Source organism: Micromonospora sp. CNZ303, assembly GCF_004345505.1.
Map to the genome: position 1 here is coordinate 1 of NZ_SLVT01000024.1, position 18,669 is coordinate 18,669.

The 18,669-nt window shown below is 75.3% G+C and carries 17 protein-coding genes and 1 pseudogene; 8 read left to right on the forward strand and 10 right to left on the reverse strand.

Translation table 11 applies throughout. The features are described 5' to 3' along the window. Positions 1 to 198: 198 nt before the first annotated feature. Together EV374_RS28360 and EV374_RS28365 are read right to left on the reverse strand one after the other, a co-directional pair. Positions 199 to 3,327, reverse strand: a complete 3,129-nt coding sequence (locus EV374_RS28360) for a BTAD domain-containing putative transcriptional regulator (RefSeq protein ID WP_165947934.1) — start codon at positions 3,325 to 3,327, stop codon at positions 199 to 201. A 481-nt stretch (positions 3,328 to 3,808) separates the two neighbouring features. Then, entirely contained in the window at positions 3,809 to 4,612 is an 804-nt protein-coding gene (locus EV374_RS28365; RefSeq protein ID WP_132240220.1) for a DedA family protein, read from the reverse strand. Between the two features lie 175 nt (positions 4,613 to 4,787). On the opposite strand from EV374_RS28365, the gene EV374_RS28370 reads away from it, so the two are divergent. Then, complete coding sequence (locus tag EV374_RS28370) at positions 4,788 to 5,615, forward strand: MOSC domain-containing protein (RefSeq protein ID WP_132240221.1); 828 nt, start codon at positions 4,788 to 4,790, stop codon at positions 5,613 to 5,615. 6 nt (positions 5,616 to 5,621) lie between these two features. On the opposite strand, the gene EV374_RS28375 is transcribed toward EV374_RS28370, so the two are convergent. The 6 genes from EV374_RS28375 to EV374_RS28400 form a co-directional block, all read right to left on the reverse strand. Next, entirely contained in the window at positions 5,622 to 7,178 is a 1,557-nt protein-coding gene (locus EV374_RS28375; RefSeq protein WP_132240222.1) for a protein kinase domain-containing protein, read from the reverse strand. Between the two features lie 136 nt (positions 7,179 to 7,314). Next, on the reverse strand, positions 7,315 to 7,518 hold the full coding sequence (locus tag EV374_RS28380; RefSeq protein ID WP_132240223.1) for a hypothetical protein: 204 nt from the start codon (positions 7,516 to 7,518) through the stop codon (positions 7,315 to 7,317). A 2-nt stretch (positions 7,519 to 7,520) separates the two neighbouring features. Beyond that, a complete protein-coding gene (locus tag EV374_RS28385; protein ID WP_132240224.1) occupies positions 7,521 to 8,576 on the reverse strand; it encodes a LacI family DNA-binding transcriptional regulator in 1,056 nt (351 codons plus the stop codon). A 330-nt stretch (positions 8,577 to 8,906) separates the two neighbouring features. Then, positions 8,907 to 9,755, reverse strand: a complete 849-nt coding sequence (locus tag EV374_RS28390) for an SAM-dependent methyltransferase (protein ID WP_132240225.1) — start codon at positions 9,753 to 9,755, stop codon at positions 8,907 to 8,909. A gap of 106 nt (positions 9,756 to 9,861) precedes the next feature. After that, positions 9,862 to 10,743, reverse strand: coding sequence for a Scr1 family TA system antitoxin-like transcriptional regulator (locus tag EV374_RS28395; RefSeq protein WP_132240288.1), 882 nt, complete (start codon positions 10,741 to 10,743; stop codon positions 9,862 to 9,864). A 134-nt stretch (positions 10,744 to 10,877) separates the two neighbouring features. Continuing rightward, complete coding sequence (locus EV374_RS28400; protein WP_132240226.1) at positions 10,878 to 11,117, reverse strand: DUF397 domain-containing protein; 240 nt, start codon at positions 11,115 to 11,117, stop codon at positions 10,878 to 10,880. Positions 11,118 to 11,379: 262 nt separating this feature from the next. Between EV374_RS28400 and EV374_RS28405 the strand changes: the two genes are divergently transcribed. Continuing rightward, positions 11,380 to 12,030, forward strand: a complete 651-nt coding sequence (locus tag EV374_RS28405; protein ID WP_132240227.1) for a GGDEF domain-containing protein — start codon at positions 11,380 to 11,382, stop codon at positions 12,028 to 12,030. A 117-nt stretch (positions 12,031 to 12,147) separates the two neighbouring features. Next, a complete protein-coding gene (locus EV374_RS28410) occupies positions 12,148 to 12,798 on the forward strand; it encodes an NAD(P)H-dependent oxidoreductase (protein WP_132240228.1) in 651 nt (216 codons plus the stop codon). A gap of 4 nt (positions 12,799 to 12,802) precedes the next feature. On the opposite strand, the gene EV374_RS28415 is transcribed toward EV374_RS28410, so the two are convergent. Beyond that, the gene (locus tag EV374_RS28415) at positions 12,803 to 13,285 is read right to left on the reverse strand and encodes a type II toxin-antitoxin system PemK/MazF family toxin (protein ID WP_132240229.1); all 483 of its coding nucleotides are present in this window, start codon (positions 13,283 to 13,285) and stop codon (positions 12,803 to 12,805) included. Positions 13,286 to 13,373: 88 nt separating this feature from the next. Between EV374_RS28415 and EV374_RS28420 the strand changes: the two genes are divergently transcribed. The 5 genes and pseudogenes from EV374_RS28420 (at position 13,374) to prfH (ending at position 17,848) form a co-directional block, all read left to right on the forward strand. Then, complete coding sequence (locus EV374_RS28420) at positions 13,374 to 13,976, forward strand: DUF4291 domain-containing protein (protein ID WP_132240230.1); 603 nt, start codon at positions 13,374 to 13,376, stop codon at positions 13,974 to 13,976. 59 nt (positions 13,977 to 14,035) lie between these two features. After that, positions 14,036 to 14,668, forward strand: a complete 633-nt coding sequence (locus EV374_RS28425) for a hypothetical protein (RefSeq protein ID WP_132240231.1) — start codon at positions 14,036 to 14,038, stop codon at positions 14,666 to 14,668. A 389-nt stretch (positions 14,669 to 15,057) separates the two neighbouring features. Further along, positions 15,058 to 15,762: pseudogene (gene blaOXA / locus EV374_RS28430) on the forward strand (class D beta-lactamase); the annotation flags it as partial. Positions 15,763 to 15,986: 224 nt separating this feature from the next. After that, positions 15,987 to 17,162 carry an RNA ligase RtcB family protein gene (locus tag EV374_RS28435; protein ID WP_132240232.1) on the forward strand — a complete coding sequence of 392 codons (1,176 nt, stop codon included), beginning with the start codon at positions 15,987 to 15,989 and terminating at the stop codon, positions 17,160 to 17,162. Next, on the forward strand, positions 17,159 to 17,848 hold the full coding sequence (gene prfH / locus EV374_RS28440) for a peptide chain release factor H (protein WP_132240233.1): 690 nt from the start codon (positions 17,159 to 17,161) through the stop codon (positions 17,846 to 17,848). The genes EV374_RS28435 and prfH overlap by 4 nt, the downstream gene beginning before the upstream one ends. Before the next feature lie 159 nt (positions 17,849 to 18,007). On the opposite strand, the gene EV374_RS28445 is transcribed toward prfH, so the two are convergent. After that, on the reverse strand, positions 18,008 to 18,586 hold the full coding sequence (locus tag EV374_RS28445) for an AAA family ATPase (protein WP_132240234.1): 579 nt from the start codon (positions 18,584 to 18,586) through the stop codon (positions 18,008 to 18,010). Between the last annotated feature and the right edge of the window lie 83 nt (positions 18,587 to 18,669).

Sequence of the window (18,669 nt, forward strand, 5' to 3'; positions counted from 1 at the left end):
GGTGTGGCCCGCCGTGCCCGGCGCAGGGATCAAGCCTGACCGCCCGGAGCCGGGCACGGCGGGCCACACCCCCACCACGACGCACCGCACCAGCCAGGCACCACAACCCACTCCAGGCACCGCAGCAACCACCGCACAACCATCACAGAGGGCGACGGCGCCACCCCATGACGGGCAGATCAACGGAGCCCACCCGCCTCAGCACGCCTCCCGCAGCAGCGGCTCCGCCTCCTCCTCGGTACCGCCGAGGGCCTCCCGGCCCTGCCGGGCCAGCAGGTGGTGCTGGGCGTCGCGGGCGATGCGCTCGCCGAGGCAGGCGTGACGCGCCGCCTCGGCGAGCCGACCGGCCGCCCGGTGGGCCGAGACGAGCCCGATGAGGGCGGAGACCTCGCCGCGCCGGTAGCCGATCTCCCGGCTGAGCCGCAGGGCGTCGTGCAGGAGCGGAACGGCCGCCCCCGGGCCGTGCAGGCCCAGCGCGATCAGCCCGTGCGTGCTCAACGACTCCGCCTCGACCCGGCGTCTGCCGATCGCGCGCGCGATGCTCAGGCACTCGTCGGCGAAGCGGAGGGCCTTGGCGTGGTAGCCGAGGTCGACGTAGGCGGCGGCGAGCTGGTCGAGGTCCGTGGCGACTCCGTAGACGTTCCGCAGTTGCCGGCGGATCACCACGGCGCGGGTCAGGTGCACCACCGCCAGGGCGGGCCGACCGAGTGCGCGGAGCCCGACGGCGAGGTTGTGCAGGGCGTTGGCGACGTCGTTGGTCGGCTGTTCGGCCCCGGCGAGGGCGGTGAACCCGGCCAGGGCCGTGTGCTGGGCGTGGAGCGCCTCGACGACCTGGTCGAGCTCGAGCTGGACCACACCGAGGTTGCCGAGGCAGCTCCACTCGGCGTGCCGGTTGCCCAGTTCCCCGTAGAGGCGCAGGGCGTCGGCGTAGCACCTGCTCGCCTCCGCGAGGTTGCCTTCCTCCCGGTGCACGACGCCGAGGTTGTTGAGGATGGACGCCTGCCCGGCCCGGTTGCCCAGTTGGCGCTGGAGCACCAGCGCGGTGGCGAAGCGCCGTCGGGCGTCGGGGTAGTCGGCGCGGCTGGCGCTGAGCGTGGCCAGGCTCAGCTCCATGGCGGCGACGCCGTGGTCGTCGCCCTCCCGCCGTGCCTGGTCCAGACCCAGCTCGGCGACCATGCGCCACTCCCCGTGCGCCCCCGTCTCCTGAAGGTGGCCGCGCATCCGGTCGGCCAGTTGCCAGGCGAGCCCGGCTGGGCCGTGCTGCGCCGAGTGGCGGATCGCGGCGAGCAGGTTGCCGTACTCGGTGTGGAACCACTGCGGGGACTCCGGTTCGTCCGGCGCGCCGGCGACCCGGGTCAGGGTGGAGGGCCGGGGTAGGAAGGTCATCCGCGGGAAGGCACGACGGGCGATGCTGTCGGCGGTGGCCAGGTAGGAATTGAAGAGCCGGGCGAGGGCGGCGTCGCGCTGCTCGTCGCTGTCCTCGGTGCGGGAACGCTCTGCGGCGTAGAGCCTGATCAGGTCGTGAGTGACGTACCAGCCGCAGTGCCCGGGGCGCACGAGGTGCCCGGCGGCCAGCGTGCGCAGGAGGGCGTCGGCGTCTGCCCACCCCGCGTCCAGCAGCGCCGCCACCTCCGACGTGGTGAAGCAGTCGACCGGCGCCGACGCCAGCAGCCGCAGCGTGCGCCGCTCCCCCTCGGCGAGCCGCCGGTAGGACGGCTCGATCGCGGTACGCAGCGCGACCTCCGGGTCGCCGGGCACCGACAGGCCGCCGAGCCGGTCCCCGTGACGCAGCCGCCGTACGTAGTCGGTCGCGTCGGACGGACCCGCCGTTGCCAGGTTGGCCGCCGCGATCCGCAGCGCGAGTGGAAGGTGGCCGCACAGCGCGGCCAGCTCGTCCACGACGCCCGGCGGGACGGTGATCGCGTGCTCCCGGAACACCGAGGTCAGCAGGTCCGCGGCATCGGCCGGGGTGAGCGGGTCGAGGCTGACCGCCCGCCCGCCGTGCAGGGCCACGAGACCGCCGAGCGTGCTGCGGCTGGTCACGATCACCGCGCAGCTCGCCGTGCCGGGCAGCAGTGGCACGACCTGCTCGGCCGAGGCGGCGTCGTCGAGGACGAGCAGCACCCGCCGTTCGGCGAGCGCGGCCCGCAGCGCCGCAGCGCGGGCGTCGGTCGTCGCCGGTTGGGCGGAGCCCCGTACGCCGGCGTTGGTGAGCAGCTCGGCGAGGACGTCAGCCGCCCGGGCCGGATCCGCCTGCTGCCCACGCAGCCGCACGAACCACTGGCCGTCGGGGAAGAGGTCGCAGAGGCGGTGACCGACGTGTACGGCCAGGGCGGTCTTGCCGACGCCCGGCGCTCCCGAGACGGAGACCAGCGGCAGGCGCCCCGCGGCTGCCGCAGCCGCGATGGCTGCCCGGACGGCCGCCACCACCTCGGCGCGGCCGTGCAGCGTGCCGGGATCGGCGGGCAGCTGGAACATCGGATTGGCCGGCGGCGCGGGCGCGGGGGCTGACGCAGCGGCGGGGGCGGGGGCGGGGGCGGGTCGCGTCACCGTGGCGACGGACGGGGGCGGTTGCCAGCGCAGCTCCGGCTCCGACCGGAGGATGCCGGTGCGCAGGTCCCGCAGCGCGGGCCCCGGGTCCAGGCCCAGATCCTCGGCTAGGACCATGGCCAACCGCTGGTAGGCGTCGAGCGCCTCGGCCTGCCGGCCGCTGCGGTAGAGGGCGAGCATCAGTTGCCCCCAGAACCGCTCCCGCAGCGGGCTGCGCCGGGTCGCTCCCCGCAGCTCGGTGACGATCTCGGCATGGCGGCCCAGGGCGAGCTCGGCGTCGAAGTACGTCTCCGTCGCGCGCTCCCTGCGCTCGGCCAGGGCCGGCACGTCCTCGCGGTGCAGCACCTCGGACACGACATCGGCCAGCGGCTCACCACGCCACAGCGCGAGGGCCTCGCGCAGCAGCACGGCGCGCTCCCCCGGGTCTGCGGTCCGGTTCGCCGCGGCCAGCAGGGCGTCGAACCGGCCCAGGTCGATCGCGTCGGGTGGCAGCTCGACAAGGTAGCCGTTGGCGCGGGTGACGATCAATCCGCTCAGGCGGTCGTCGACGACCAGGCCACGCCGCAGCCGCCGGACGAGCGAGTGCAGGGACGCCTTGGCGTGGGCGGGCACCTCGTCGCCCCAGACCCGGTCGACGAGCGCGGGGACGCTCACCGTGTCGCCCCGGTTGAGCAGCAGCGTGGCCAGCAACGCCCGTTGCCGGTTGGCCGTAACCGGTATCGCGCGCCCGCGCCGGCTCACGTGCAACGCGCCGAGCACGCCGAAATCCCACTCCACGACAGCCCCCTGCACCGCGCCGGGCTCGCCCCATGACGCCGACCGAGAGCGACGGTAACACGACGCTCCGACACGTTCGTCCAATAAAGACACCGGCCAGACATCGACGTCGGCCCAGCTGTCAAGCCGGCGGCAGCCTGCCGGAGGCGACCGTCACAACGAGCCGGAAGCGACCGGTGCGACGGGCCGGAGGCGACCGCGGCAGCGGGCCGGAGGCAGCCATAGCAACGGACCGGAGGCAGCCGTGGCAACGGACCGGAGGCAGCCGTGGCAGCGGGCCGGAGGCAGCCGGTGCGACGGTGCCTCCGACGGCGAGGAAGGGCCGGGGACGCGGGCGGGCTTCCGCATCCCGGGGCCGTTCGGGGTCGGGACGGGGTTCCGCGCCGACTGTGCGGAGCGCCTCGGCGGCGGCGCGGAAACCGAGGGCCGAAACGACGGGCCCGGCGGGCGTGGTGGCGCCCGCCGTGGCCGCGCCACCGGCTCAGCGGGACAGGTCGCGGTCGGGCGCCTGCCCGTCCGAGTACGCGCTGCGGTAGATCGTGCCCCGCCCCGTCGGGTCCGGCGAGTAGGGCAGCGGGGCGGGGTCGACGGGCGGGGCGGGGTCGGCGGCCGGCGCGCCGCGCCGCGCGCGGATGATCCGGGATACCACGAACCAGCCGGCGGCCGCCACGCTGGCGACGATGACCACCTTCTGCAGCACGCCGGCGTACCCCTCGACGAGGTGCCAGTTGTCGCCGAGCAGGTAGCCGGCCATCACGAAGGTGGTGTTCCAGATCAGGCTGCCGAGCGTCGTGTAGACCGCGAAGGTCAGCACCGGCATCCGCTCCACGCCGGCCGGGATGGAGATCAGGCTCCGGAAGATCGGGATCATCCGGCCGAAGAAGACGGCCTTTACCCCGTGCCGCAGGAACCACTCCTCGGTGCGGTCCACGTCGCTGAGCTTGATCAGCGGCAGCCGCTGCGCGATCGCCCGGATCCGCTCCCGGCCCAGTGCGGCGCCGATCCAGTACAGGGCGAGGGCGCCGAGCAGGGAACCGAGGGTGGTCCAGAAGATCGCGCTGACCACGCTCATCCGGCCCTGGCCGGCGACGAAGCCGGCCAGCGGCAGGATCACCTCGCTGGGGATCGGCGGGAAGAGGTTCTCCAGTGCCACGGCCAGACCCGCGCCGGGGCCGCCGAGCCGCTCGACCAGGCCGATGACGAAGCCGACCAGCCCGTCCTCGGGCGGCGCGGCCTTTTCGGGGGCGGTGCCGGAGGCGAGCAGGGCGTGCGCGGTACGAATCATGGCCCACACGCTACGAACCGAACCTGGGAGTCCGCCAACGGGCCGACCCTTGCATCAGGCGGACGGTCCACAGCGGCGGGGGTTCGCACTAGGGTGGCCCCGTGACGACGCGCACCACGACCGCCGGCGGGGCCCCGGTCCGGGTCACGGCGCCCCGCGCCGGGGCGGCGGCAGGATGACCGGCCGGCTGGCGCAGCTGTGGCGTTACCCGGTGAAGTCGATGCTGGGTGAGCGGCTGCCCGCCGCCGACGTCGGCCCGGCGGGTGTGGCGGGCGACCGGCGGCTGGCCCTGCGGCACCGGGACACCGGGCGGGTGGCCAGCGCGAAGCATCCCCGGCTCTGGCGCGACCTGCTCACGCTCCGCGCGTCCGGCGCCGCACCCGATGAGGTACGGATCACGCTGCCCGACGGGCGGGTCCTGTCCAGGTTGGACCCCGGCGTCGACGACGTGCTGTCCCGGGTGCTCGGCGTCCCGGTGACGCTGATCGACCGGCCGCCCGCCGGGGCGCTCCTGGACCGGGCCGACCCGGACGCGGTGCTGGCGGCCGGTATGGCCGCCGAGGTGCCGGTCGACGCCAACCCGCTCGGGGCGGCGGCGCCGGGCACCTTCTTCGACTTCGCCCCGGTGCACCTGGTCACGACGGCCACCCTGGCCCGGGTGGCCGCCGAGCTTCCGGGCGGCACCGTCGAGGCGGTCCGCTACCGGCCCAACCTCGTGCTCGACGTCGGCGTGGACGGCTTCGCCGAGAACGACTGGGTCGGTCGCGAGCTGCGGGTCGGCTCCGAGCTGGTGCTGCGGGTACTCGCCCCGACCCCGCGGTGCGCGGTGCCGACCCTGGCGCACGGGTCGCTGCCCCGGCAGACCGAGGCGTTGCGTGTCCCGGCCCGCCTCAACCGGGTCGCGCCGCTGCCGCAGCTCGGCGCGCAGCCGTGCGTGGGCGCGTACGCGCAGGTGGTGCGGGGCGGCCGGGTGGCACAGGGGTCCGCGGTCGAGGTCGGCTGAGCCGGCTCAGTCGTCGTCCTCGTCGTCGTCCGGCGACGGCGTGTCGATCCGGTCGAGCAGGGCGTCGAGTCGGGCCACCGTGTCGGGCGGGAGCTGCCCCTCCTCGGCCGCCTCGGCGAGGCGCTCCCGCAGCTTCTCGACCCGCTTGGCCCGGTCCTTCTCCTTGCCCCGGCTCAGGTCCGCGAGCTTGTCCCGCAGCCCCTCGACCGTCTTGCGGTCGATCTCGCCGCGGGCCTGTGCCCAGGCGAGCACCGCGGCGAACTCGGCGACGAACTGCGGCAGGCCGACCGGGTCGGGCCGCGCGGTCACCGGCGGCGGGGCGGAGGTCCTGACGGGCGGCGGCGTCGGCCTGGCCGAGGTCGGCTTGCCGGCCGGTGTGCCGGTGACGGGGGCCGCCGCCGGTGGCGGACTTCCGCCGTCGCCGATGACGAGCGCCCCGACGAGCCCGACGAGCAGCGCCACGCCGACGGCGACCAGCGCGGTGACGGGCCTCCTGCGCGTGGCTCCCGCGCCGCCGGCCGGGGCGGTACGACCGGTGCGGGCGACCACGGGATGGCGCCCGCCCGGCGGGGCGGGGTACGGCACCCCCGCGCGGCCGGTGGGGTGCGGGGACGGCGGTGAGCGGTCGATCAGGGTCGGCGGGTGTTCGGCGCCTGCCGACGAAGGGGACGTCGCAGACGAGGCGCCGGCGGACGGGGTCGGCAGGACGGCCGTGGGCGGGTGATTCGGCGCCCCCGCAGCGAAGCGGGTGGCGAGCTGGGCCGCGCCCGGCCGGTGCGCCGGATCGGTGGCCAGGCAGGCCAGGGTCAGCTCGGCGATGTCGGGCGGCAGCCCGGGGACCCGCGGGGGCGGCACCGGCGGGTGCCCGGCGTGCACCTCCAGCGCGTCCTCCCAGGTCTGCACGGGCAGGGGGGCCCGGCCGGTGAGGGTGCGGTAGAGCAGCGCGCCGAGGGCGTAGACGTCGCTGGCCGGGTTCGGCGGCCCGGGCCGCATCCGCTCCGGGGCGAAGTACGCGGGCGTGCCCATCAGCAGTTCGCCGGTCTGCCCCGCCCGCGGGTGGTGCGGCCCGGCGAGCGCGGCGATGCCGAAGTCGAGCACCTTGGCGCCGGTCTCGGTGAGCATCACGTTGCCGGGCTTGACGTCGCGGTGCACCACGCCGATGCGGTGGGCGGCGGCGAGCGCCGCGGCGATCTGGCCGGCCATCCGCACCGCCTCCGGCCAGGGCAGCGGCCCGTCGGCGAGCCGGTCGGCGAGGTTGCGCCCCTGCACCAGCTCCATCACCAGGTACGGCACGACGATGCCGCCGTCCAGGGCCGCCTCGCCGTAGTCGTACACCTGGGTGACGTGCGGGTGGGTCAGCCGCGCGGCGGCGCGGGCCTCGCGCTGGATGGTGGCCCGCAGTTGCGGGTCGGTGGCGAACTCCCGGGTGAGGGCCTTGACGGCGACGGGCCGGTGCAGCACCTCGTCGTCGGCGCGCCACACCTCGGACATCCCGCCGAGGCCGATGCGCTCGCGCAGGACGTAGCGGTCGTGCAACCGCAGGGTGGGCGAGAACGGCGACATAGCCGTTCAGTCTGCCCTGCCGGCGGGGTCGGCCACCAGCGTGGTGCCCGGTCGCGGGCCGGTCGTCGCGCTTCGGCGGCGACGACCGGCCCGCAACCGACGGTCAGGAGCAGCGGGCTACCGGCCCGCGCCGAGGTCAGGAGCAGCGCGGCGTGGCGGCGACCGGCGGCGGCTGGATGCGGTCGGCGAGCCGACGCAGGACGGCGGCGGCGGCCAGCCGGGTGGGGGCGAGTCGCGCGGCGCGGGGCCGCTCCGGGCGGACGGGGGCGTCCGGCCGGGCGGAGTTGACGTGCCGGGTCACCGCGTCGACGGCGAGGACGAAGCCGGTGGGCTGTTCCATGGTCAGCTCCCTGGGACGGGTCCGGTGGAGGACCGGACGACGAGTGCGGTGGGTAGCAGGACGTGGCCGGCCGCCGGATCGGCGGGCGGGTCGAGCAGGAGTCGGGCGGCGATGCGCCCCTTCTCCTCGGCTGGTTGCCGCACGGTGGTGAGGCCGGCGGTGGCGGCCTCGGCGATGTCGTCGAAGCCGGTGACCGACACGGGCGGCCGGCCGACCTCGGCGAGCGCGTCGAGGACGCCGAGGGCGAGCACGTCCGCGCAGGCCAGTACCGCCGTGGGCGGTTCGGGGGCGGCGAGGACGGCGGCGACGGCCGTGGCGCCCGCCGACCGGCTGTTGTCGGTGGCGGCGAGCACGGTCAGCTCGGACCAGGAGACGCCGACCTCGGCGAAGGCGTCGGCGAACCCGGCCAGCCGCGCCCGGGTCGTCGGGTGGGCGACGTCTGCCACGTCGGCGAGGCGCAGTTCGCCAGGGGCCGCGCCGGGGCGCACGGCGTCGCCGAGCAGGGCGACCCGCCGGTGCCCGAGCCCCGCCACGTGGGCGGCGACGGCCCGGGCGGCGGCCCGCTCGTCGATGCCGACGTAGCGGTCGTCGGGGCCGGCGTCGTCGCGGGGGGCGGTCGTGACGACGGGCAGGCCGCGCTCGCGGAGCACGTCGACGACCCAGCCCTCGTCGCCGACGCAGTAGACGCAGAAGCCGTCGACGGCGGCGTTCTCCACCGCCCGCCGCGCGGCGGGCTCGTCGGCCGGCAGCGGCACGAGCAGCAGGCTGGTGCCGTGCCGCTCGGCCGCCTCGGCGACGCCGGCCAGGAAGCGGACCGCGAAGGGATCGGTGAAGGCGTACGACAGCCGTGACTCGAAGAGCACTCCGATGGCGCCCACGTACCCGCGCCGCAGCGACCGGGCGGTGGGGTTGGGGCCGGGGTAGCCGAGCTGCCGGGCGGCGTCCAGGATCCGCTGGCGCAGGCCGGCGGAGAGCTGGTCGGGTCGGCTGTAGGCATTGGAGACGGTGCTGCGGGACACGCCGACGGCGTCCGCGACGGCTTGCAGGGTCGGCTTCACCGCGACCTCTCTGTATCGATTCAGACTGGATCGATACAGAGACTAGGCGGAGTGGGCCGCCCTCGTCAACGCCACAGGCGGCGATCCCGCTCGGGATCGCGCGCGACAGGAAAACCGACGCGGCCCGACCACGCCGCCCGACCACGCCGACCCGGCCAACAGAGACGCCGCGCGCGGGGCGACGTCGAGTGCGGGGGCGATGTCGAGTGCGGGGGCGATGTCGAGTGCGACTCCGCGCGGCGGCGTAGGGCGACGTCGAGGGTGATGCCGGACAGCAGCTGCGCCGGCCCGGACCGTGGTGGTCCGGGCTGGCGGACGCGCGGGTGCGCGTCAGCCCTTGCGGGCCACCCCGCCGTACATGCTGACCTCGGCCGCCGCCGGGCGGGGCTGCGGCGCGTCCTCGGCACGCCACTCGGCGACCGACGTGACGCCGGGCTCCAACAGCTCCAGCCCGTCGAAGAACCGGATGAACTCGTCCCGGGTACGCAGGTTGATCAGGCCGTGCGGGCTGCCGCCCCGGGCCGCCGCCTTCGCCTCCTGCGCCACGTGCGGGGGGAGGTAGTCGTGGGTGGCGTGCGAGGCCGCCAGGTAGCTGCCCGGCGGCAGCGCGTCGAGCAGCCGCGTGACCACGGCGTACGGGTCGTCGTCGTCGCCGACGAAGTGCAGGATCGCGACCAGCATCAGGGCGACCGGCCGGGACAGGTCGATGGTGCGCAGCAGGTCGGGGTGGCGCAGGATCCGCTCCGGGTCGCGCAGGTCGGCGTCGATGTAGGCGGTGGCGCCCTCGGGCGAGCTGGTCAGCAGCGCCCGGGCGTGCGCGAGCACGATCGGGTCGTTGTCGACGTAGACCACCCGCGACTCGGGGGCGATCGCCTGCGCGACCTCGTGGGTGTTGTCGGCGGTCGGAATGCCGGTGCCGATGTCGAGGAACTGGCGGATGCCCTCCTCCCGGGCGAGGTGCCGCACGGCCCGCTGGAGGAACCGGCGGTTCTCCAGCGCGGCGGTGCGGATGGTCGGGAAGGACGCCGCCACCATGTCGCCGGAGTCCCGGTCGGCCTGGAAGTTGTCCTTGCCACCGAGCCAGTAGTTGTACCGGCGCGCCGGGTGGGCCACCGAGGTGTCGATGCGGTCGCTCGGGTGCGCGGGGCCGGTCGTCGTACCCGGGGCATCGGTGGTCAAGGCAGCCTCCACGACTCTGCGCCACCCGCGACCGGGGGCGTCCGTCCACTGTCGCCGGTCGGCGACCATGGTAGCCGCACCGCCGTCCGGGCGAGGCCCGCCGGGGTCACCCCGGGTAGAGGTCGTCCAGGATCGCGCCGAGGATCTCCGGCGTACGCTCCGGCGGCTCGGCCTCCACGCAGAGCCGTTCCATCGCGACCGCGTAGTAGTCGAGGTCGTCGCGTTTGTCGAGGTAGAGCGCGCTGGTGAGCTGTTCGATGTAGACGATGTCGGGCAGTTCCCGGTCACCGAAGCGCAGGATGGTGAAGGCCCCACCCGCTGCGGCGTGCCCACCGGCGGCGAACGGGATGACCTGGAGCCGGATGTTCGGCGACTTGGTGGCCTCGATCAACGCCGCCACCTGCTCGCGCATCACCCGTGGGCCGCCGATCGGCCGGCGCAGCGCGGCCTCGTCCACCACCGCCCAGAGCTGCGGCGGGTTCTCGCGGTGCAGCAACCGCTGGCGCTGCATGCGCAGTGCGACCCGGCGCTCGATCTCGGCCGGTGCGGCCCGGCCGTGTCCGAGCAGCACCACCGCCCGGGCGTACTCCCGCGTCTGGAGCAGGCCGGGGACGAACTGGACCTCGTAGCTGCGGATGAGCGCGGCGGCTGCCTCCAGCCCGAGGTACGACTGGAACCAGTTCGGCAGCACGTCGCCGTAGCGGTGCCACCAGCCCGGGCTGTTGGCGTCGCGGGCCAGCTTGAGCAGCGCCTCCCGCTCCTCGGACGCGGTGACGCCGTAGAGGGTGAGCAGGTCTGCGACGTCGCGCTCCTTGAAGCCGACCCGGCCCAGCTCCATCCGGCTGATCTTCGACTCGGAGGCGCGGATCTCCCAGCCGGCGCCCTCCCGGGTCACCCCGCTGGACTCGCGCAGCCGGCGCAGCTGGGTGCCGAGCAGCATGCGCAGCACGGTCGGGCCGGTCCCCGGACCGCCCTCGGCGGGACCCATCGTCACAGCCGACCTCCACATGCCGGTTCGTGCCGACCGGTGCCCTCGCGCGGCCGACGTGTAAGCATGCCATGAACCGTGAGTGAGGTGAACTTCCTCGGTGCGGACAATTCGTCCCGGTCGGCGGGACGCGGTCAGGCGATCAGGTTGTCGAAGTCCCCGTCGCGCGCGCCGAGCACGAAGGCGGCGATCTCGTCCACCGTGTAGATCAACGCCGGCCCCTCCGGGTGCCGGGAGTTGCGCAGGGCGATGCCGGCGCCGCCGGGCAGTTCGGCCAGCTCGACGCAGTTGCCGCTGGGATTGCTCCGGCGGCTCTTCTGCCAGGCGAGCGGGGGCAACTGGGTGGTGGGAACGCCGTTCGGAGGCTGCTGCATGGACGTCTTTCTCTCGCGAGCCCCGCGATGCCGGGCAGCGGTGCCTGAATGAGGGGGCACGATATCGACGAAGGGCTTCCTGCACGTGCATCTGCTATTGCATCTGCACCGGACAACGAGCATGATAACGCACGTGGACAGTGCCCATCTGTTCACTCTGAGTGACCCGACCTGGGGCTGCAACCAGGACGGACGGGGCCCGACACGCGGGCGCGGACCGCCGCGCGCGGGGGCCGGCGGCGACGTGCTGATGGGAGGTCTCGTGCCGGATCCGTTGACCATCGCGTCCGGCATCTGTGCCGCCGGGGCACTCGTCACCTCCTGGCAGCTGCGGCGCCGCGCGATCCAGGCCGAGGTCGAGATCAGGCACCTCCAGGCCGAGCTCGCCGCCGAGCGGCACGCCGCCAGCCACGACCCCCTGACGGGCCTGCCCAACCGCCGCGCGTTCTACCGCCTGGCCGCCACGCTGCTCACCGACGCGGCCGGGCAGCCGCTGATCGCCGTGGTGCTCGACCTCGACGACTTCAAGCAGATCAACGACCGCTACGGCCACGCCGCCGGCGACCAGGTGCTGGTCAGCGTCGCCCAACGGCTCGCCGCCTTCGCCGGGGACAACCTGGTCGCCCGGCTCGGCGGCGACGAGTTCGCCGGGCTGCTGGCCAGCCCCACGATCGACCGGCGGTGGATCGAGCACGCCACCCGACGGCTCTGCGACAGCCTCGCCGCGCCGATCCCGCTGGGCGGGCTCAGCGTCCGGGTGACCGCCTCCGTCGGGCTCGCCCCCGTCACCGGGCCCGCTCAGCTCACCGAGGCGCTCGACCGGGCCGACGCCGCCATGTACCGGGCCAAGAGTCTCGGAGTGGCCCGCCCGCCCCGGCAACTCGTCGACAGCGCCCACCTGGCGGAGTGCTGAGCGCGCAGGCCCACGTCAGCGGACCGCCGGTCGGGACACGGCTCGTTTCGACGTGTCTCACGTCGGTTGCCGGGTATGCCGGCAGGTCAGCGCCGCACCGGCCGAGGGAGGAACACCGTGGCGAGCATCCGGGCCCTGGTCCTGAACTGCACCCTCAAGCGGTCCCCCGCCCCGTCGAGCGCCGAGGTGCTCGGGCGTGAGGTGCTCGACGCCCTCGCCGACCAGGGCGTGCCGGGCGACCTGATCCGGGTCGTCGACCACGACGTGCGCTTCGGCGTCTCCACCGACGAGGGCGACGGCGACGGTTGGCCGGTCGTCCGGTCCAAGCTGATGGCCGCGCAGATCCTCGTCATCGCCACGCCGATCTGGCTCGGTCAGCCGTCCGCCGTGTGCAAGATGGTCCTCGAACGGCTCGACGCCGAGCTCTCCGAGACCGACGCCGAGGGCCGGCTGCTCACCTACGGCAAGGTGGGCGGGGTCGCGGTCGTCGGCAACGAGGACGGCGCGCACCACACCATCGGCGAGATCCAGCAGGCCCTCAACGAGGTCGGCTTCACCTGCCCCGCGGCGGGCGCCACCTACTGGGTCGGCGAGGCGCTGCACAAGGTCGACTACATCGACGCCCGGCCCAAGCCCGACACCACGGGACGCACCACCAAGGCGTTGGCGCTCAACAGCGCGCACCTGGCCCGGCTGCTGGCCGAGCAGCCGTACCCGCCGCCGGACACCCGCGACGCCGGGATCGGCCCGAGCCGCGAGCCGGCCTGACGGGTCAGCGCCAGCCGTAGCCGGCGCGCAGGGCCCGGCCGACCCGGTCGAAACGTGCCCGGTCCAACACCGCGCCCTCCCGGCGGATGCCGTCCTCCCGCATGGTCAGCACCCGGTCCAGCCGCACCCAGCTCGGCCGGTTGTCCCGGTCCCACTCGCCCGGGCCGAGCGCCAGCCAGTGCCGCTGCCCGTCGCGCTCGCTCTGGCTGGACAGCATCAGCCCGAACAGCGTCCGGCTGTGCCGGCCCACCACCAGCACCGGGCGGTCCTTGCCCTGGCGCGGGTCGTCCTCGTACTGCACCCAGGTCCAGACGATCTCGCCTGGATCGGCGTGCCCGTCGAGCTCCGGCGCGTACGCCAGCTGCCTACGCTGCAACGCCGCGACCTGGCGGGGGCGGGCGACCCGCGCCGGGCCCGGCCCGGGCCGGCGCGGCGACGGGATCACCCCGCCGATACGGGCCGCCACACTCCTGAGAAGACCTGCCACGACCGGCAGCCTATCCCCCACCGGGGCCGCCGGCCCGGGCGGGACAATCCGATGGACCGGGCCCGGACGATCGGCCAGGATCGGCGCCATGCAGGTCCCCGTCCACCAGGTTCGCGCCCGCTTCACCGCCGACACCGTGACCGTGTACCAGGCGTACCCGCCGGAGATCGCCCGCCCGGCGCTGGCCGCCGGCCGCTTCGTGCCGCCGTTCAAGCGGGAACGGATGACCTGGGTCAAGCCGTCGTTCCGCTGGATGATGTACCGCTGCGGCTGGGGCACGAAGCCCGGGCAGGAGCGGGTGCTGGCCGTCGAGATCACCCGCGCCGGCTTCGAGTGGGCGCTGGCCAACTCGTGCCTGAGCAGCTTCGAACGCGACCGCCACCAGGACCGGGAGGACTGGTCGCGATGGCTGCGGGCCAGTCCGGTGCGGGTGCAGTGGGACCCGGAACGGTCGCTGCGCCTGGCCCCGTTGCCGCACCGGTCCCTACAGGTGGGGCTCTCCGGCGAGGCGGTGCGCCGGTACGTCGACGAGTGGCTGGTCGGTCTCACCGACGTGACCCCGACCGCCCACGCGGTGCGCGCGGCGCTCGACGCCGGCGACGACACCGCCGCCGGGGCGCTGCTGCCGCCGGAGCGCCCGTACCCGCTGCCGCCCGACGTGGCCGCCGTGATCGGCGCGTCCGCACCGTGACCGGGCCCCGTGCCCCCGGCGGGCGCGCCGTCCGGTCCCGGTCCGCCTCCAGCCGCCGCGTGCCACGGCTCCAGCCGGTGCTCGAGGTGGGTCGCGTCGACGACTTCCCGCTCTGGCCGGTGGCCGACGTCGGGCCGTGGCTGGCTCTCTCCGACGCGCTGACCGCCGACGAGGTGGGTGCCGCCGTGGCCCGGATCGCGGCGTACAACCACCTCGACGACCGCACGGTGTGGCCCGGGGACGACGATCCGCTGACCGCCGTGCTGCCGGTGGTGGCGGCCGGCCCGGAGCCCGGCTCCCTGGTGGTACCCGGCGGTCTGCGCCTCACCGACCCGGTGACGGGGGCGCGGGTCGATCCGGGCTGTTGCAGTGGCCTGGAGGACTGGCGCGAGTGGTACGAGATCCCGGCCGGCCGCTCACCGGACCTCGGCCACGACCCCGACCCCTGGGTGGAGCGGCGCCCCGGCGGCACGGTCCGGGTGTGGGCGGACGAGGAGGGCAGTTCCTGGGTGGACACCCACGTCGAGGATCTGACGGGGCTCGTCGACGGCGTCCGGGCGGACCTGGCCGGGTTCCTGCGGGCGCTGCGAAGCTGGGCCGACGACGTCGTTCCCGCCGGCGCGGACAAACTGGTCGCGAACCTGGACCGGCACCTGCGGGTGTCGGAGCCGGACGCCCCGACGAGGCTGTGAGCCGACCGGCGGCGCGGGTGGTCGAGCGGCGTCGTATTACCTGACACGTGCTTCACTGGGGGTGTCGGTGCCGGCACGGACGGAGGCGGTGGCGGGTGGTCTTCGAGACACGGACGCGAAGCCTGGCCGCGCCGCCGACGGCGGTCCGCCCGGGCCTCGTAGCGGTCGGGGTGCCGGGCGAGGTCGTCGGCCTGGGCCGCGCCCGCCCCCGGCGGCGGGTCGCGGGCGCCGCGGCCGTCGCCCTGCTCCTGCTGGCCGGCGCGACCGGTTGCACCGGCGGCGGGCGTCCGCAGCCGCCGCCGGCCGGCGCCGCGTCCGCCACCGCCGCGACGGGCCCGTCCCCCACGCCGACCGCGCCGGTGGTCGAAATCCGCGACGACCTGGCGGCCCTGTTCCGGCAGGCCGGCCTCCGAGGCACCTTCGTGATGTACGACGTGACGGCCGGCCGCGTCGTCATGGTCGACCGGGAGCGGGCCGAGCGGCGGTTCGTTCCCGCCTCGACGTTCAAGATCGCGCACAGCCTGATCGCGCTGGAGACCGGCGTGGTGCGCGACGAGCGGGAGAAGGTCCCCTACGGCGGTCGGCCGCAGCGCGTCGCCGCCTGGGAGCGGGACATGGGGCTGCGCGACGCGGTCCGGGTCTCCAACGTGCCGGTGTTCCAGGAACTGGCCCGCCGCATCGGGCCGGACCGGGAGCGGGAGTGGCTGCACCGGCTCGGCTACGGCAACAGCGAGGTCGGGCCGGCCGTGGACCGGTTCTGGTTGGCCGGGCCGCTGGAGATCTCGGCCGACGAGCAGGCGCGGTGGCTGGCCCGGCTGGCCCAGGGCGAGCTGCCGGCCGACCGGGGGCACCAGGCCACCGTCCGGGAAATCCTGCGCCTGGAGCGCACCGCAGGGTACGCCCTCCACGGCAAGACCGGGTGGACGGACGCCACCGACCCGGGCACGGGATGGTGGGTCGGCTGGGTCGAGCGCGGCGACCGGCTGTACTGCTTCGCGCTCAACGTGGACGTCCGGACGGACGGCGACGCCGACAAGCGCCTGCCGCTGGGTCGGCAACTGCTGCACCGCCTCGGCGCCCTGCCCGCCCCCTGACCGCCGCCCACCGTCGCGACGACCCATGGCTAGGGGGCGCAACCCTGGCAGGGCGTCGAACAGGTCGCCGGCGCGGCGGAAAGTCGGTTGCCGCACCCGGTCGGCTCCGCGAGAGTGTCGTCCATGACGTTCTGACGGGCAGCATCCCCATCGCCGAGGCGCGCGGCACCGACCGGTGTCGTGGTGCCGTCCGTCCATGCTGTTTCAGCGAGAAGCGAGCGTCCTTGTCTCCGCACCAGTCCCTGCCGCACCCCACCCCCGCCACCGTCACCGTGTTCGCCTCCCCCACGAGCTGGATCGAGTCCGAGGCCCTGACGCAGTGCCGGCAGGTGGCCGCCCTCCCCGGCATGATCCACGTGGCCGCCATGCCGGACCTGCACCCGGGCAAGGGTGCCCCCATCGGCGCCGCCATGGCGTCGACCGTGCTGTACCCGTTCCTGGTGGGCTCCGACATCGGCTGCGGCATCGCCGTGTTCCCCATCCGGCTCAAGCGGGCCGTGCCGGAGCGGCTCGCCGCCCGGTTCCCCGACCTCGACCGCCCCCTCGACCCCGGGCGGGACGCCGCCGACCCCGCCTGGGCCGTCGTGGGGGGCGACATCCCCGCCGGCCACGTCGACGGGCTCGGGACGGTCGGTCGCGGCAACCACTTCGTCGAGCTGGCGCGCGTCGACACGGTCTTCGAGGCGGGTCACGCGGGCCGGCTCGGGCTCGACGCGGGCGACCTCGTGCTCATCGTCCACACCGGTTCCCGGGGGCTGGGCGAGCGGATCCTGCGAGCGCACACCGAGGCCCACGGCGCGGGCCCCGCCCCTGATCCCGCCGCCTACCTGGCGGCGCACGACGACGCCGTACGGTGGGGCTCGCTCAACCGGCGGCTGCTGGCCGCCCGGGTCGCCCACGCCCTGGGGGCCGAGCCCACCGAGCCCGTCGTCGACCAGTGCCACAACCTGGTGGAGGTCCACGACGGGGTCTACCTGCACCGCAAGGGCGCGGCGCCGGGCGACGGCCGCGACGTGCTCGTCGCCGGCACCCGGGGCACCGCCTCCTACCTCGTGGCCGCCCACGCCGGCCCGGACGCCAACCACTCGGTGGCGCACGGCGCGGGCCGCAAGATGTCCCGCGCCGACGCCCTGCGGCGCAGCCGGGCCAAGCACACCGTCGAGGAACTGCGGCGCACCCCGGTGGGGTCGCTGGTGGTGTGCGGCGACCGCCAACTGCTCTTCGAGGAGGCGCCCACGGCCTACAAGCGCATCGAACGCGTGATCACGGATCTCGTCGACCACGACCTGGCCACGCCCGTGGCCACCACGGTCCCCCTGGTCACCTACAAGACGCCCGACGCCGGGTCCACCAGCCGGCCCGACCGCCGCGACGAGCGCCGCAAGCGGGGCCGGGCATGAGCCTGCACCTGCTCGTGTCGGCCGGGCGTGGCCCGCAGGAGTGCGCCTGGGCGCTGGCCCGGCTGCTGCACCGCCTGGAGACCGAGGCCGCCCGGCGGGGCCTGACGACCCACCGGGTCCGGACCGTGCCCGGCGAACGGCCCGACACCTACCGGTCGGCACTGATCCGGATCTCCGGCGACGACGCCGAGGCGTTCGCCGCCTCGTGGACCGGCACCCTGTGCTGGCAGGCCCCCAGCCCCTACCGGGCGAGCACCGGCCGGAAGAACTGGTACGTCGTCGCCCGCCCGTGCCAGCTCGACAGCCCGACCACGGCGTTCGCGGAGGCGGACGTCGACATCGTGGCCTGCCGTACCGGGGGCCCCGGCGGCCAGCACCGGAACAAGGCCAGCACGGCGGTGCGGGCGACCCACCGCCCGTCGGGCATCGTCGTGGTGGTCGACACCGAACGGCAGTTCAGCGCCAACCGGCGCCTCGCCATCCAGTTGCTGCGACAGCGGATCGCCCGCGACGACGAGACCGCCGAGCGCGCCGCCGACACGGCCCGATGGCGCATCCACGACGAGCTCGTCCGCGGCGACCCCACCCGCGTCGAACGCCCGGAACCGTCGGGGCAGGGGGCCGGTCCACCGCAGCGGGCGCGCCGGGGGCGCTCACCCCGCCGCCGGGACGCGTCAGCCTCGTGAGCGGCGGGAGCCGGCCGCCGTCGGCACCGCCACCCGCACACGCTCCTCCTGCGGCGGCTCAGGCGGGCGTCGCGTCGGAGCGGCGGTCCGCGCCTGTTCCGCACGCCCGCGCGGGCGGCCGGACGGCGCGGGGTGGCCGGACCGTGGCCGGTCCCCGCGCTAGCTGAGGCAGGCGAGGAGTTGGCGGTAGGCCTCGTCCTCCCTGCCGTGCTCGCTGCGTACCACGCTCGTCCCGGGCCGGGCGGCGACGACGGCGAGCAGCCGGTCGTACATCGCCGCCAGCTCAGCGGTCCCGCCATGCCGGTCGAGCAGGCGCTGGGCGTCGAGATGCGCCGGATCCGTGGAGGTACGGCTGCGTTCGGCGAATCGCCACAGCGCGTTCTCCTTGCCGTCGAGCAGGACGATCTCGTGGAACCGGGCGCCGGTGTCGTGCGCCACGCGCTCGGCCTGCTCGATGAACTCGGGACGGCCGAGGAACTGCGGGACGATCACGTCGTGGCGGCCGGCCAGGTGTGCCCGGGCGGCCGCCAGCGTGACGGCGCGGGCGAGGAGACCGGCGGGACCGGCATGATCACGCCACCGCCCGATGAGGTCACGGATCCGGTCGATGTCGAGGTCGAGCGCGAGGGGGTGGTCCTCGACGTACTTGCGGGCCAGCGTCGACTTGCCGCAGCCGGGTGGCCCGTTGAGCACGATCAGGCGCGGCGCCCGCGCGGCAGCCGGCTGGGCCTGGGGCACGACACGCCTCCTCGCTCGGCCCGCCGCCGCCGGGAGGCGCCGCCCGTACGGACGCCACGATGGTACGTCCACGGGCCGGAGCC